Origin of the sequence: Rubritepida flocculans DSM 14296 (assembly GCF_000425365.1) — a bacterium.
Classification (GTDB): Bacteria; Pseudomonadota; Alphaproteobacteria; order Acetobacterales; family Acetobacteraceae; genus Roseococcus; species Roseococcus flocculans.
In genome coordinates, this window is the sequence record NZ_AUDH01000003.1 from 118,909 (window position 1) to 132,567 (window position 13,659).

The following is a 13,659-nucleotide window of genomic DNA, read 5'->3' on the forward strand; positions in this document are numbered from 1 at the left end:
GCTCAGCCCGGCCTGCCGAAGCCGGGCGCGGCCTTGAGCGCCTCGGTGGTGTCGAAGTCGCGCAGCACGCCGTCCTCGCCCACCTCCACCTCCACCAGCCGGTCGGCATGGCGGCCGACGAGCTGGCGCGCGCCGACATCGCCCGTGATCGCCATGATCTCGGGGAAGAACTCCCGCCCCCAGAGCACCGGGTTGCCCTGCTTGCCGCGATAGGTGGGCTGGACGATGGCGCGCCCCTCCTCCGGATCGAAGGCGGCGACGAGGCGCTGCATCACCCCGGCCGTGACCAGCGGCATGTCGCCGAGGCAGACCAGCACGCCCTCGGCCTCGGGCGGAAGGGCGGCGATCCCCGCGCGCAGGCTGGCCGAGAGGCCCTGGGCGTAGTCCTCGGCGTGGACGAAGCTGACGGGGCGGCCGGCCAGCGCCTCCTCCACCCGCTCGCGCTCATGGCCGGTGACGACGAGGATGGGTCGCAGCCCGGAGGCCGCCACCTGGTCCACCACGCGCGCGATCATGGGCACGCCGTGATCGTCGGCCACCAGCAGCTTGTTCAGGGGCGCCATGCGGCGCGAGCGCCCGGCGGCCAGCACCAGCGCCGCCACGCCGCGCGGGCGGCGCGGCGCGCGCGCGGGGGGCGGGGCGGCGGGGGCCTTCTCGCGCGGCAGCGGGCGCGTCTCGATCTCCTTGAGCAAGCCGCCCACGCCCATCGCCATCACGTCGCGCGCGCGCACGGGGATGCCGGCGAAGAGCCGCTGCAGCACCCAGTCGAAGCCGTTGAGCTTGGGGCTGCGCGCGCAGCCGGGGAGCACCATGGCCGGGATGTCCTCGATGGCGCCGAGGCAGAGCAGGTTGCCCGGATCCACCGGCATGCCGAAATGCTCGATGCGCCCGCCGGCCTTCACGATCGCGGCGGGGCCGACATCGCGCCGGTCCACCACCGCCGAGGCGCCGGCGATGAGCAGCATCTGCGCGCCATGCCGGCGCAGGCGGTTCAGCGCATCCGCCACGGGGCCGGTCTCGTGGCGCACGCGCTCGACGGGCAGCAGGCTGCCGTGCAGCGCCTCCACCCGCTCGCGCGTCACCTCCACCGCGCCCTCCATGGCGCTTTCCTTCACGCCGGGCAGCTCGGTCATCACCAGGCCGACCTTGAGCGGGCGGAAGGGATGCAGCGCCAGCGCCGATCCCTTGCGCAGCAGCGCCTCCGCCACGCCCAGCGCCGCGCCCGGCGCGGCGAAGGGGATCACCTTGATGGTGGCCAGCATCTCGCGCGGCTGCACCACGGTGAAATTGGGCAGGGTGGCGAGGGTGAGGCTCTCGTCCAGCGCGTTGACGCGGTGCACCAGCTCCTCGTCCAGCACCAGCAGCCCGGCGGATTCGGAGAGGAGGTTCACGCGCCCCGTCGCGGCGCGCGTGCGCGCGATGAGCGGGCGCAGCATGGCATCCGCGAGGCGCGAGGCCGCCTCGTCCTCCGGCACATCGCCCGGGGCGAGGCGCGCGGCCATCACCTGGCCCTGGCCCGCGGCCTTGAGCGCCGCGATGGCCTCCGCATCCAGCACCGTGCCCTTCTTCAGCACGCGCCCCTTGAGGCGGATGCTGTGGGCGAGGATGGCGCCCTCGGCCTCCTCCAGCGGGGTGGGACCGAAGATCATGGCGCGCGCCGCTTCGGCCCGCGCCGCCGCTGCACGATCTCGGCCATGATGCTGAGCGCGATCTCGGGCGCCGTCACCGCGCCGATGTCGAGGCCGACGGGCGCGGCGATGCGCGCGATCGCGCCGTCCTCATGGCCCATCTCCTTCAGCCGCGCCACGCGCTTGGCGTGGGTGCGCGTGGAGCCGAGCGCCCCGATGTAGAAGGCGCGCGAGCGCAGCGCCACGTCGAGGGCGGGGTCGTCGAGCTTCGGGTCATGCGTCAGCGTCACCACCGCGGTGCGCGCATCGGGGGCGAGGGCCGTCAGCGCCTCGTCCGGCCAGTCGTGGTTCAGCGCCACGCCCGCGAAGCGCTCCTCGGTGGCGAAGGCGCGGCGCGGATCGACGATGGTGACGGCGTAGCCGAGCGTGGCGGCGAGCGGCGCCAGCGCCTGCGCCACATGCACCGCGCCCACCACGATCAGGCGCAGCGGCGGGCTGAAGGGCTGCAGGAACCAGGCCTCGCCGTCGAGTGCGATGGTCTGCGGCTTGTCGAGATCGAGCGCGGCCTGTGCGGCCTCGGCCAGCGCGCCGGGCAGGGCTTCCTCGGGCCAGAGATGCTGCGCGCCATCGCCCAGCCGGGTGGCCAGCACCACGGCCCGCTTCGCCGCGCGCGCCGCCAGCAGCGCATCCAGCGTGGCGCGCCTCATGCGAGCTTCTCCACGAAGACCTTCAGCTTGCCGCCGCAGGCGAGGCCGACCTCCCAGGCGCGCTCGTCGCTGATGCCGAAGTCGAGAAGCTGGGGCGCGCCGGTCCGCATCGTCTCGCGCGCGGCCTCGGCCACGGCCCCTTCGATGCAGCCGCCCGAGACGCTGCCCGCCATGCGCCCGGAGGCGGTGACGGCCAGCATGGACCCCGCAGGGCGCGGCGAGGAGCCCCAGGTCTCCACCACGGTGGCGAGCGCCACCTGTTCGCCTGCATCGGCCCAGGCGGCGGCGGTGGCGAGGATGTCGTCGCTCATCTTGCCTGCTCCTTCCCCAGCGCCGCGATCAGGTCCTTGAGGCTTGCGAGGTTGTGCACCGGCCGGAACTCGTGGACATGCGGCAGCATGGCGCGGATGCCGAGGGATTTGGGCTGGAAGCCGGCGTAGCGCAACAGCGGATTGAGCCAGATGAGCCGCCGGCAGGAGCGCTGCAGCCGCGCCGTGGCCTCGGCGAGGCCCGCGCCGCCCTCGCGGTCCAGCCCGTCGGTGATGAGCAGCACCACCGCCCCCTGGCCCAGCACCCGGCGCGACCAGTCGCGGTTGAAACGCTCCAGCGCCTCGCCGATGCGCGTGCCGCCGGACCAGTCGGGCACCAGGCGGCCCACCATCTCGAAGGCGATCTCGGGGTCCCGGTGGCGGAGTTGCCGCGTGATGTTGGTCAGCCGCGTGCCGAAGAGGAAGCAGTGCACGCGGTCGCGGTCATTGGTGACCGCGTGCAGGAAGTGCAGCAGCACCTGGGCGTAGCGCGCCATGCTGCCCGAGATGTCGCAGATCGCGACCAGCGGCGGCGGGCGCAGCACGCGCCGGCGCCGGGCGATGTCCGCCATCTCGCCGCCCGTGCGGGTGGCGGCGCGCAGCGTGCCGCGCAGGTCCACGCGGGGGCCGAGCGGATCGGGGCGGAAGCGCCGCGTGGGCCTTTCGTCGAGCGGCAGCGCGAGGTGGCGGATCTCGCGCTTCGCCAGCGCGATCTCGGCCGCGCTCATCGCCTCGAAATCCATCTGCTGCAGGCGCTCGCGCTCGGAGACGGTCATCGCCGCATCGAGCTGGCGTTCCGGCTCCTCGGGCTGCTCGGGGGGCGGCTTCGGGCGGTCGCCCGCCATGGCCTCGGCGAGGCGGCGGCCGCCGGGCTTCGCCTTCTCCTCAGGCTTCTGCGCCTCCAGCATGGCCAGCGCCGCGGCGGCCTGGGCGCGGTCGGGGTCGCGCCAGAAGAGGTCGAAGGCGGCGTCGAAAATCTCGCGCTGCTCCTGGCGGCGCAGCAGCGTGGCGGCGAGGGCGGCGCGCACCACCTCGCGGTTCTCGATGCCGGCGATGGTCAGCGCCTCGGCCGCGGCCAGCGCATCGCCGGGGCCGAGCTGCAGCCCCGCGCGCCGCAGCAGCCGCACGAAGCCGAGCAGGTTGGCCGCCAGGGCCTGGCCCGGGGCAGGGCGCAGCGCCGGCTGCGGCGGGATCACGCCGCCTCGCCGTCCTTCGCCGCGGCGATGAGGCGCGCCGCCTCCTCGCCGCGCAGCTTGGCGATATCGTCCTGGTATTTCAGCAGCACGCCGAGCGTGGCGTCCACCGCGCCGCGCTCGAGTTCCCGCGCGTCGAGGGCGGCCAGCGCCTTCGCCCAGTCGATCGTCTCCGCCACGCCGGGCAGCTTGAAATAGTCCCCCTCGCGCAGCTTCTGCACGAAGGCCACCACCTGCCGCGAGAGCGTCTCGGCCACCTCCGGCGCGCGCAGCTTCAGGATCGCGCGCTCGCGCGCTGCATCGGGGTAGTCCACCCAGTGGTAGAGGCAGCGCCGGCGGATCGCGTCATGCACCTCGCGCGTGCGGTTGGAGGTGATGACGACAACGGGCGGCGTGGCGGCGCGGATGGTGCCGAGCTCGGGCACGGTGATCTGGAAATCGGCCAGCACCTCGAGCAGGAAGGCCTCGAAGGGCTCGTCCGCGCGGTCCAGCTCGTCGATCAGCAGCACCGCGGGCTCGCCCTCCAGCGCCTGCAGCAGCGGGCGCGCCTCGAGGAAGCGGCGGTCGTAGATGGAGCGCTCGAGATCGGCCGTCTCGCCCCGCGCCTCGGCGAGGCGGATGGCCATGAGCTGGCGCGCGTGGTTCCACTCATAGGCCGCGGCCGAGAGGTCGAGCCCGTCATAGCACTGCAGCCGCACCAGGCGGCGCGGCAGCTTCGCGGCCAGCACCTTCGCGATCTCGGTCTTGCCGGTGCCGGGCTCGCCCTCCAGGAAGAGCGGCCGGCCCATGCGCAGGGCGAGATGCACGGTGGTGGCCAGCGCCGTGTCGGCCACATATCCGCCCGAGGCGAGAAGGGCCGCGGTGGCCGCGACGTCCGCCGGCGCGTCCTGCGGCGGCGCCGCGCTCACGAGGCGAAGATGAGGAGAAGGATCGCCAGCATCGCGCCGCTGCCCAGCCAGAAGACGATCGGCATGCCCAGGAACTCCGAGGGAATGAGCGAGAAGAGGGAGATGGCGCCGGCCGGGGGCGGCGCGACCGGCGCGGTGCCCTCCGCCGCGGCGGGCGCGGGGGTGAGGCCGGCGGCGAAGCGGTCGAAGAACTGGTCGGACATCTGCTTGGCGGTGCTGTCGATGAGCCGCGCGCCAAGCTGCGCCATCTTCCCGCCCACCTGCGCCTTGACCTGATAGCGCAGCAGCGTCTCCGAGGGGCCCGTCTCCTCCAGGGTCACGTCCGCGCCGCCCTTGGCGAAGCCCATGGCGCCGCCATTGCCCTCGCCGGTGATGGTGTAGCTCGCCGGCGGGTTGAGGTTCTCCAGATGCACCTTGGCGGAGAATTTCGCCGCCATCGGGCCGATCTTGATGGCCAGCCGCGCCGTCAGCTCCGTCTCGGAGAGCTTCTCGATGGACTCGCAGCCGGGAATGGCGGCCTTCAGCGCCTCGGGGTCGTTCAGCGCCTGCCAGACCTGGGCGCGGGGCGCGGGGATGCGGCGCTCGCCGGACATTTCCATGAGAGATCTCTCCCGAACTCGCGGGCGGTATTACGCGCCCGGCCGCCGTGCTGCAAACCCCCCGGCCGCGGTTGACGGGGGGGCGCTTTTCAGGAAAAGCCCGGCTGCGGGGATGGAGGAGGGGGTTCGTGCTGCGCCTCTTGGCTGCGCTGCTGGTGCTGGTGATGGCGGCGGGGCCTGCCGAGGCCGCGGCGATAGACGGGCGGCAGATCGGCCTGGTCTGGACGCTGCCCTTCGCGGGGGTGCTGCTCTCCATCGCGCTGATGCCGCTGCTCGCGCCCGCTTTCTGGCATCACCACTACGGCAAGGTGGCCGCCTTCTGGGGCGCGGCCTTCCTGCTGCCCTTCGCGCTCGTGTTCGGGCTGGACAAGGCGCTGGGCGAGGTCGCCTTCGTGCTGGTGCAGGAGTACATCCCCTTCATCGTGCTGCTGCTCGCGCTCTACACCACGGGCGGTGGGGTGCTGCTGCGCGGCACGCTGACGGGCACGCCGCTGACGAACACGGTGCTGCTCGCCGTCGGCACGGTGCTGGCGAGCCTGATGGGCACCACCGGCGCCTCCATGCTGCTCATCCGCCCGGTGCTGCGCGCGAACGCGAACCGCACGCGCAAGGTGCACACCTTCGTGTTCTTCATCTTCCTCGTCTCCAACATCGGCGGCAGCCTGACGCCGATCGGCGATCCGCCGCTCTATCTCGGCTTCCTCAAGGGGGTCTCCTTCTTCTGGCCGACGGTGCATCTCTTCCTGCCCTTCCTGCTCTGCGTCGCGGCGCTGCTCGGGATCTACTACCTGCTCGACGCCTGGCTCTATGCGCGCGAGCAGGCGAAGCCCGAGCCCGAGCTCGCGCGGCAGCGCCTGTCCATCGAGGGCTGGCCGAACGTGGCGCTGATCGGCGTCGTGGTGTTCGGCGTGCTGCTGCAGGGCGTCTGGCAGCCCGGCGAGATGGAGGTGCTGGGCGAGAGCGTGGGCATCGAGCGCCTGGTCGCCATCGGCATCTTCCTCGGCGTCACCGCGGCCTCGCTGATCCTCACGCCCGCCTCGCTGCGCGAGGCCAACGGCTTCGCCTGGGGCGCGATGGCGGAGGTGGCCAAGCTCTTCGCCGCCATCTTCCTCTGCATGGGCCCCGTGCTCGCCATCCTCAAGGCGGGGCCGGAGGGGGCGGCGGCGGGGCTGGTCGCGCTCACCTCCGACGCTTCCGGCGCGCCCATCCCCTGGGTGTATTTCTGGCTGACCGGCGCGCTCTCGAGCTTCCTCGACAATGCGCCGACCTATCTCGTCTTCTTCAACCTCGCCGGCGGCGATCCGGCCGTGCTGATGACGCAGGGGGCGACGACGCTCGCCGCCGTCTCGGCCGGGGCGGTGTTCATGGGCGCGAACAGCTACATCGGCAACGCGCCCAACTTCATGGTCAAGGCCATCGTGGAGGAGAACGGCGTGCGCATGCCCTCCTTCTTCGGCTATTGCGCCTGGGCCGCGATCTTCCTGCTGCCGCTCTTCGCGATCTGCACCCTGATCTTCTTCGTCTGAGGAAAGGCCACAGCCCATGCCCTATGTGATCGGCGCCGATCTGCCCTCGCAGCCGGCGGGCGAGCGTTTCCGCGCGCTGCTGGAGCGCCCCGGGATCCTGCGCATGCCGGGCGCGCATCTCGGCCTCGCGGCGCTGCTCGCGCAGAAGCAGGGCTTCGAGGCGCTCTACCTCTCGGGCGCGGCCATGTCGGCCACCATGGGCCTGCCCGATCTCGGCATGATCACGGTCGAGGATGTCTGCTTCTACATCCGCCAGGTGGCGCGCGCGACGGCCCTTCCTGTGCTGGTGGACGGCGACACGGGCTATGGCGAGGCGCTGAACGTGATGCACATGGTCCGCGCCTTCGAGGATGCGGGCGCGGGCGCGGTGCACCTCGAGGACCAGCTCCTGCCCAAGAAGTGCGGGCATCTGAACGACAAGAAGCTCGCCTCCGCGGAGGACATGGCCGCCAAGGTGGCCGCGGCGCGCAAGGCGCGGCGGCACCTCTACATCATCGCCCGCACCGATGCGGTGGCCTCGGAGGGCATGGACGCGGCGGTGGACCGCGCGAAGCGCTACCTCGAGGCCGGCGCCGACGCGATCTTCCCCGAGGCGCTGACCACGCGCGAGATGTTCGCCGAGTTTGCGCGCCGCATGCCGGGCGTGAAGCTGCTCGCCAACATGACCGAGTTCGGCCGCACGCCCTTCCTCACGGCGCAGGAGTTCGAGGCGCTGGGCTATGCCATGGTGATCTGGCCCGTCTCGCACCTGCGCGTGGCGGCCAAGGCCTGGGAGCAGCTCTACGCGCAGATCGCCGCCGAGGGCGGCGCGCACAACGCGCTCGACCGGATGCAGACGCGCGCGGAGCTCTACGCCACCATCGGCTACCATGCCTATGAGGAGCTGGACGCCTCGCTGGTGAAGACGGTGATCCCCGAAGGGATGCCGCAGCGCGGGTGAGCGGGACGCCGCCGATCCTGGTGGGGAGCGAGATCTACCGCCGCTCCACCTACGGCCCCAAGCACCCGCTCGCCATCCCGCGCGTCTCCACCACGCTCGATCTGATCCGCGCACTCGGCTGGCTCGACCCCGCGCGTTACCGCGACAGCCCGATGGCGAGCGTGGCGCAGCTCGCGCGCTTCCACGATCCCGACTACATCGCCGCCCTGCAGCGCGCGGAAGCGACCCAGCAGGTGAGCGCCGAGGACCGCGCGCGCTTCCGCATCGGCGCCGACGGCAACCCCGTCTATCGCGAGGTGTTCCGCCGCCCCGCCACCAGCGCAGGCGGCGTGCTGCTGGCCGCGGAGCTCACGCGCGAGGGCGGCGTCGTCCATGTCCCCGGCGGCGGCACCCATCACGGCAGGCCCGACCGCGCGTCCGGCTTCTGCTACGTGAACGACGCGGTGCTCGGCCTGCTCGCCTGGCTCGACCAGGGCCTCACCCGGCTGCTCTACCTCGATCTCGACGCGCATCACGGCGACGGCGTGCAGGACGCCTTCCACGACGATCCGCGCGTGCTGACCGTCTCTGTCCACGAGGCCGGGCGCTGGCCCTTCACCGGCGCGGCGGAGGACCATGCGGGCGGGCTCGCGCTCAACCTGCCCGTGCCCGCGGGCTTCCACGACGCGGAGATGCGCGCGCTGCGCGAGGGGGCGATCCTGCCGCTGATCCGGCGCTTCCGGCCCGAGGCCATCATGCTCCAATGCGGGGCGGATGCGCTGGAGGAGGATCCGCTCTCGCGCCTCGCGCTCTCCAACAACGCGCACCGCGACATGGTGGCCGCGCTGAAGGGGCTCGCGCCGCGGCTGATCGTGCTGGGGGGCGGCGGCTACAATCCCTGGTCGGTGGCGCGCTGCTGGGCGCTGGTCTGGGCGGAGCTGAACGGGCTCGCGCCGCCAGTCGAGCTGCCCGCCGCCGCCCAGGCGGTGCTGCGGGGGCTCCGCTTCCACCGCGCCGCGGGGCGCAACCCGCCGGAACACTGGTTCACCACGCTGCTCGACGCGCCGCGCGAGGGCGCGGTGCGCCCCTTCGTCGCGGAGCTCGTGGCGCGCGCGGAGGGGCTGCCGCTGCCGCCCGCCCCCGTGGCATAAACCGCGACATGAAGCGCCGCCCTCTCTTCCTCGCCGCCCTCCTCGCCCCCGCGCTGGCCCGCGCCCAGCCGGGCGTGGACCGCCCGCAGCCGCGCCTGCCGGAGGAGCCGCTCGTCATCGTCACCCGCGACGGCGCGCGCCATCACTTCCGCGTGGAGATGGCCGTCCGCCCCGAGGACCAGATGATCGGGATGATGTTCCGCACGAGCATGCAGCCCGATGAGGGGATGCTCTTCGACTGGGGCGCCCCGCGCGAGAGCGCGATGTGGATGCGCAACACGCTCATCCCGCTCGACATGGTGTTCATCGCCGCCGATGGGCGCATCCACCGCATCCATGAGCGCGCGGTGCCGCAGAGCCTCGCCACCATCGAGAGCCGCGGCCCCGTGCGCGCCACGCTGGAACTGCCGGGCGGGACGGCGGAGCGGCTGAACCTGCGCGTGGGCGATCGGGTGATCCATCGGATCTTCCCCGCGCCGTGATACGGGCGGCATGACATGCCGCCCGTATGGCGCGCAGGATTGGTGCGGCGGCTGCGCGCCGAACCAATAGGCATGCCAGCGGCCGCTCCGCATTCTCACGAGGCAAACCAGCGGCCGCTGGCATGAGACGGGGCGGGGAGCATCCTCCCCGCCCTTGGGGCTGCGTCAGGCCGGCACGAACATCGGCACCGGGGCGCCCTCGCCCTCGCTCGCCTTGAAGGTCACTTTCACCTTCATGCCGCACTTCAGCGCGTCGAGGTCGCATTCGACGATGTTGGTCAGCATGATCGGCCCTTCGTCGAGCTTCACATAGGCCACGCAGAAGGGCTCCTTCCCGCGCGCGACGGACCAGGAATAGATCTCGCCCGTGCCCTTCGCCTCCACGAACTCGACATTGTTCGAGAGGGTGAAGGGCGAGACATGGCGCGGGTAGTGGAACAGCTTCCCCGTGTCCTTGCAGCGGCCGAGCAGGAGCTTCCCCGCGCGGCAGCCGTCGAAATACACCTTGTTGTCGGGGCTTTCCGCCGGGGCGGCGGGCGTGCGGTCGAAGGCCATGGTCGCCATGTGGATCACTCCCGCTCCAGGATCACGGTGCCGCAGCCATGCCGCGTGCCGAGATTGCCGCCCTTGCCGTTGGCGAGCACGAGATCGGCGTTGGGCACCTGCACCTTGGGGTGCGCCTCGCCGCGCGCCTGGCGCACGGCCTCGATCACCTTGGTCATGCCCCCGCGGTTGGAGGGGTGGTTGTTGCACAGCCCCCCGCCATCCGTGTTGAAGGGCAGCCTGCCCACGCCCGAGATCAGGTTGCCGTCGGCGACGAAGCGGCCGCCCTGGCCCTTCTCGCAGAAGCCCAGATCCTCGAGCTGCACCAGCACGGAGATGGTGAAGCTGTCGTAGATGCTGGCGTACTTGATGTCGGCAGGCTTCACGCCCGCCTTCTCGAAGGCCATCGCGCCCGAGAAGCGCGCCGCCGAGTAGGTGAGGTCGATCGCCCCCGCGCTCTGGTGCTTGTAGGCTTCGCCCCAGCCCTTCACGCCGACCAGCGGCCGCTTGAGCGACTTCGCGATCTCCGGCCGCGCGACGATGAGCGCGCCGCCCCCGTCCGAGATCACGCAGCAGTCGAGGCGGTGCAGCGGGTCCGCCACCATGGGCGAGTTCAGCACATCCTCCACCGTCACCACCTTGGGCAGCATGGCGTGCGGGTTGTGCTGCGCGTGGTGCGAGGCGGCGACCTTGATCCAGGCGAGCTGCTCGGAGGTGGTGCCGAACTCGTACATGTGCCGTGTGGCCACCATCGCGTGCATGGTGGCGATGGTGCGGCCATAGGGAATCTCGAAGGGCTCGTCCGGCACGCCCGCGCCGAAGCTGCGCACCGCCGTGCCGGTCTGCATCCCCTCCGCGCGCGGGCGGCCCGCCAGCGTGATGAGGGCGATGTTGCACTTGCCCTGGAGGATGGCCTCCACCGCATGGCCCACATGGATGACGTAGGAGGAGCCGCCGCTCTCCGTCGTGTCGTAGTGGCGCAGCTTCGTCAGGCCCATGTAGTCGATCATCGAGAGCCCGCCCATGCCGGGCGCATCGCCCGCGCAGAAGTAGCCGTCGATGTCGGAGGCGCTGAGCCCCGCATCCTGCAGCGCGCCGAAGGCGACCTCGGCGTGGAGCTGGGCGGTGGACTTGTCCTCGGCCTTGCGGGTCGGGTGCTCGAAGGCGCCCACGATGTAGGCGGGATTCTTCATGGGCTCACATGCCCCTTTGCTGCTCGCGTCATCGCGTCCTCCCGGGAGATGGTGCGACGGAGCGTCGCCGCGCCGCCGCGCCGCGTCAACCGAGGGGGCGCGGGGGAGGGGTTGCGGTTTTGTCATCCGCGCGGCACATCCCCGGCCGCCGCCAGGGAGTGAGGCATGATGGGGGTGGTGACGCCCGATCCGGTGACGCTTGCGGTGCTGCAGGGCCGGCTCGAGCAGATCGCCGACGAGATGGACGCGACGCTGTATCGGAGCGCCTTCAACCCCATCATCGCCGAGGCGCGCGACGCCTGCCACGGGCTCTACGACGCCGAGACGGGCGAGACGCTGGTGCAGGGCACGCGCGGCCTGCCCATCTTCGTCGGCGCCATGGCCTTCGCGGTGCGCGCGGTGATCGCGAAGGTGGCGGAGGAGGGCGGCCTCGCCCCCGGCGACACCTTCGCCTTCAACGACTGCTACGCCGGCGGCACGCATCTGAACGACATGCGCCTGGTGCGCCCCGTCTTCCGCGACGGGCGGCTCTTCTGCTAGCTGGCCAGCGCCGGCCACTGGCTGGACGTGGGGGGCAATGTGGCCGGCAGCTACAACGCCCGCGCCACCGAGAGCCTGCAGGAGGGGTTCCGCCTGCCGGTGGTGAAGCTGGTGCGCGCAGGCCGGATGGATGGCGACCTGCTGGCCGTGATGCAGGCCAACACGCGCACGCCGCTGTCGAACTGGGGCGATCTCAACGGCCAGCTCAACGCCCTCGACCTCGGGGAGCGGCGGCTCGGCGCGCTGCTCGACCAGTACGGCGAGGGCGTGGTGCGGGGCGCCTTCGCCGCCCTCTCCGACCGCGCGGCGCGGATGATGGAGGAGCGGATCGCCGCCCTGCCCGACGGCGACTACGCCTTCGAGGATTTCCTCGACAATGACGGCATCGAGGACGCGCCGCTGCGCATCGCCCTCGACATGCGCATCCGCGGCGGGCGCATGCTGCTCGACTTCTCGCGCAGCGCCCCCGCCTGCCAGGGGCCGCTGAACATCAGCCGCGCCACCGCCATCGCCTGCTGCTATGTCGCGCCCAGGCACGCCTTCCCCGAGGTGCCGGCCAATGCCGGGGTGCTGCGCCCGGTGGCCTTCGCTATCCCCGAGGGCAGCATCCTGGATGCGCCGCCGCCGCACCCCATGGGCGGCTATACGGAGACGATCCTGCGCGCGATCGGCGTGGTGTTCGGCGCGCTGGCCAAGGCCGATCCCGCCCGCGCCACCGCCGCCATCGCGCGCGCCGCGGGCTTCGCGAACGTGATCACGGGCGATCTCGGCGGCACCTCCCTCGACGTCTCCCTCGTCACGGGCGGCGAGATGCAGCTCGCCCCGCAGGCCAGCATCGACTACGGCCTGGTCGTGCGCCTGCCGATGATCGAGATCGCCACCATCGGCGCGGGCGGCGGCTCCATCGCGCGGGTGGATGCGGGGGGGTTGCTCCAGGTGGGGCCGGAGAGCGCGGGCAGCCGGCCGGGGCCCGTCTGCTACGGCCAGGGCAACACGCGGCCCACGCTGACGGACGCCAATCTCGTGCTCGGGCGCATCAATCCGGATCGCCCGATCGGCGGGGCGCTCGCGCGGCTCGATGTGGAGGCGGCGCGCGCCGCCCTGCGCGAACATGTGGGCGCGCCGCTCGGCCTCTCGCCCGAGGCGGCGGCGGAGGCGGTGCTGCGCGTGGCGAACGCGAAGATGGCGGGCGCCATCCGCCTCGTCTCCATCGAGCGCGGGCACGATCCGGGCGAGTATGCGCTGCTGCCCTTCGGCGGTGGCGGGGCGCTGCATGTCGGCGCGTTGATCCGCGAGGTGGGGCTGCGCGCCGCGCTGGTGCCGCGCTTCCCGGGCGTGACCTCGGCGCTGGGCTGCGTCATCGCCGATGTGCGGCACGACCAGGTGCGCACGGTGAACCTCGCCCTGGAGGGGCTCGATCCCGCCCCGCTCGCCGCGCTTCTGGCCGAGGAGGGCGCGGCGGCGCGCGCGGTGGTGGCGGGGGCGGGGCTGCCGCTGGAGCGGATCGAGACGCGCTTCGCCCTCGACATGCACTATGCGGGGCAGACCCACAGCATCGCCGTGCCGCTGCCCGAGGACGCGCCGCAGCGCCTCTCCGAGGCGCTGGTCGCCGAGGCCTTCGAGGCGGCCTATCGGCGCGAGTTCTCCCGCCTTCTGCCCGGCCTGCCGCGCCGCATCGTCTCGCTGCGCACGGCGGCCATCGGGCGGCGGCCGGCCTTCGACCTCGGCCTGCTCGCGCCCGGGCCGGAGGCGAGCCTCGCCGCCGCCGGGCGCGGGGCACGGCCGGTCTGGTTCGAGGGCGCCTGGCGCGAGACGCCGGTCCTCGCCCGTCTCGAGCTGTCCGTGGGCGCGGCGATCGAGGGGCCCGCCATCCTCGAAGAGCCCGATGCGACCATCGTGGTGGATCCGGGCCTCGCCGCGCGGGTGGACCCGCTCGGCAACCTCGTCATCGAAAGGCTCTGA

13 protein-coding genes and 1 pseudogene are annotated in these 13,659 nt (G+C 72.5%); 6 read left to right on the plus strand and 8 right to left on the minus strand.

Going from position 1 to position 13,659, the window contains the following annotated elements:
• Window positions 1-2: 2 nt before the first annotated feature.
• Genes H596_RS0104665 through H596_RS0104690 form a run of 6 tightly spaced genes read right to left on the minus strand, consistent with a single transcriptional unit; the run spans window position 3 to window position 5,343 of the window.
• Window positions 3-1,649 carry an NTP transferase domain-containing protein gene (locus H596_RS0104665; RefSeq protein WP_027283912.1) on the minus strand — a complete coding sequence of 549 codons (1,647 nt, stop codon included), beginning with the start codon at window positions 1,647-1,649 and terminating at the stop codon, window positions 3-5.
• Window positions 1,646-2,335, minus strand: a complete 690-nt coding sequence (locus H596_RS0104670) for an XdhC family protein (RefSeq protein ID WP_027283913.1) — start codon at window positions 2,333-2,335, stop codon at window positions 1,646-1,648. The genes H596_RS0104665 and H596_RS0104670 overlap by 4 nt, the downstream gene beginning before the upstream one ends.
• The gene (locus tag H596_RS0104675) at window positions 2,332-2,646 is read right to left on the minus strand and encodes an XdhC family protein (RefSeq protein WP_027283914.1); all 315 of its coding nucleotides are present in this window, start codon (window positions 2,644-2,646) and stop codon (window positions 2,332-2,334) included. Before H596_RS0104675 ends, H596_RS0104670 begins: the two co-directional genes overlap by 4 nt.
• Window positions 2,643-3,839 carry a vWA domain-containing protein gene (locus tag H596_RS0104680; RefSeq protein ID WP_245583953.1) on the minus strand — a complete coding sequence of 399 codons (1,197 nt, stop codon included), beginning with the start codon at window positions 3,837-3,839 and terminating at the stop codon, window positions 2,643-2,645. The genes H596_RS0104675 and H596_RS0104680 overlap by 4 nt, the downstream gene beginning before the upstream one ends.
• Window positions 3,836-4,744 carry an AAA family ATPase gene (locus H596_RS0104685; RefSeq protein ID WP_027283916.1) on the minus strand — a complete coding sequence of 303 codons (909 nt, stop codon included), beginning with the start codon at window positions 4,742-4,744 and terminating at the stop codon, window positions 3,836-3,838. The genes H596_RS0104680 and H596_RS0104685 overlap by 4 nt, the downstream gene beginning before the upstream one ends.
• Window positions 4,741-5,343: a CoxG family protein gene (locus H596_RS0104690; protein WP_027283917.1), complete on the minus strand. Its 603-nt coding sequence runs from the start codon at window positions 5,341-5,343 to the stop codon at window positions 4,741-4,743. Before H596_RS0104690 ends, H596_RS0104685 begins: the two co-directional genes overlap by 4 nt.
• A 128-nt stretch (window positions 5,344-5,471) precedes the next feature.
• Here H596_RS0104690 and H596_RS0104695 point away from each other — a divergent pair, with 128 nt between their 5' ends.
• From H596_RS0104695 to H596_RS0104710, 4 genes are read left to right on the plus strand one after another with little or no spacing between them, the layout of a single operon-like run.
• Entirely contained in the window at window positions 5,472-6,869 is a 1,398-nt protein-coding gene (locus tag H596_RS0104695) for a sodium:proton antiporter (RefSeq protein WP_245583954.1), read from the plus strand.
• 16 nt (window positions 6,870-6,885) lie between these two features.
• Window positions 6,886-7,809 (plus strand): methylisocitrate lyase, encoded by a 924-nt coding sequence (gene prpB / locus H596_RS0104700; protein WP_027283919.1) that lies wholly within the window; start codon window positions 6,886-6,888, stop codon window positions 7,807-7,809.
• A complete protein-coding gene (locus H596_RS20085) occupies window positions 7,806-8,939 on the plus strand; it encodes an acetoin utilization protein AcuC (RefSeq protein ID WP_037300038.1) in 1,134 nt (377 codons plus the stop codon). The genes prpB and H596_RS20085 overlap by 4 nt, the downstream gene beginning before the upstream one ends.
• Window positions 8,940-8,947: 8 nt before the next feature.
• Window positions 8,948-9,421: a DUF192 domain-containing protein gene (locus H596_RS0104710; RefSeq protein WP_027283920.1), complete on the plus strand. Its 474-nt coding sequence runs from the start codon at window positions 8,948-8,950 to the stop codon at window positions 9,419-9,421.
• Between the two features lie 165 nt (window positions 9,422-9,586).
• On the opposite strand, the gene H596_RS0104715 is transcribed toward H596_RS0104710, so the two are convergent.
• Window positions 9,587-9,985 (minus strand): Zn-ribbon domain-containing OB-fold protein, encoded by a 399-nt coding sequence (locus H596_RS0104715; RefSeq protein WP_027283921.1) that lies wholly within the window; start codon window positions 9,983-9,985, stop codon window positions 9,587-9,589.
• Between the two features lie 5 nt (window positions 9,986-9,990).
• Complete coding sequence (locus H596_RS0104720; RefSeq protein ID WP_027283922.1) at window positions 9,991-11,157, minus strand: thiolase domain-containing protein; 1,167 nt, start codon at window positions 11,155-11,157, stop codon at window positions 9,991-9,993.
• Between the two features lie 168 nt (window positions 11,158-11,325).
• Here H596_RS0104720 and H596_RS22745 point away from each other — a divergent pair.
• A pseudogene (locus H596_RS22745) lies at window positions 11,326-13,065 on the plus strand (hydantoinase B/oxoprolinase family protein); the annotation flags it as partial.
• A gap of 105 nt (window positions 13,066-13,170) precedes the next feature.
• Window positions 13,171-13,659: a hydantoinase/oxoprolinase family protein gene (locus H596_RS24930; protein WP_342663335.1), complete on the plus strand. Its 489-nt coding sequence runs from the start codon at window positions 13,171-13,173 to the stop codon at window positions 13,657-13,659.

Bases quoted from the DNA above. Each gene is read 5' to 3' on its own strand.
- H596_RS0104665 (WP_027283912.1), bottom strand. From the start codon at position 1,649: ATGATCTTCGGTCCCACCCCGCTGGAGGAGGCCGAGGGCGCCATCCTC.
- H596_RS0104670 (WP_027283913.1), bottom strand. From the start codon at position 2,335: ATGAGGCGCGCCACGCTGGATGCGCTGCTGGCGGCGCGCGCGGCGAAG.
- H596_RS0104675 (WP_027283914.1), bottom strand. From the start codon at position 2,646: ATGAGCGACGACATCCTCGCCACCGCCGCCGCCTGGGCCGATGCAGGC.
- H596_RS0104690 (WP_027283917.1), bottom strand. From the start codon at position 5,343: ATGGAAATGTCCGGCGAGCGCCGCATCCCCGCGCCCCGCGCCCAGGTC.
- prpB (WP_027283919.1), top strand. From the start codon at position 6,886: ATGCCCTATGTGATCGGCGCCGATCTGCCCTCGCAGCCGGCGGGCGAG.
- H596_RS0104710 (WP_027283920.1), top strand. From the start codon at position 8,948: ATGAAGCGCCGCCCTCTCTTCCTCGCCGCCCTCCTCGCCCCCGCGCTG.
- H596_RS0104715 (WP_027283921.1), bottom strand. From the start codon at position 9,985: ATGGCGACCATGGCCTTCGACCGCACGCCCGCCGCCCCGGCGGAAAGC.
- H596_RS0104720 (WP_027283922.1), bottom strand. From the start codon at position 11,157: ATGAAGAATCCCGCCTACATCGTGGGCGCCTTCGAGCACCCGACCCGC.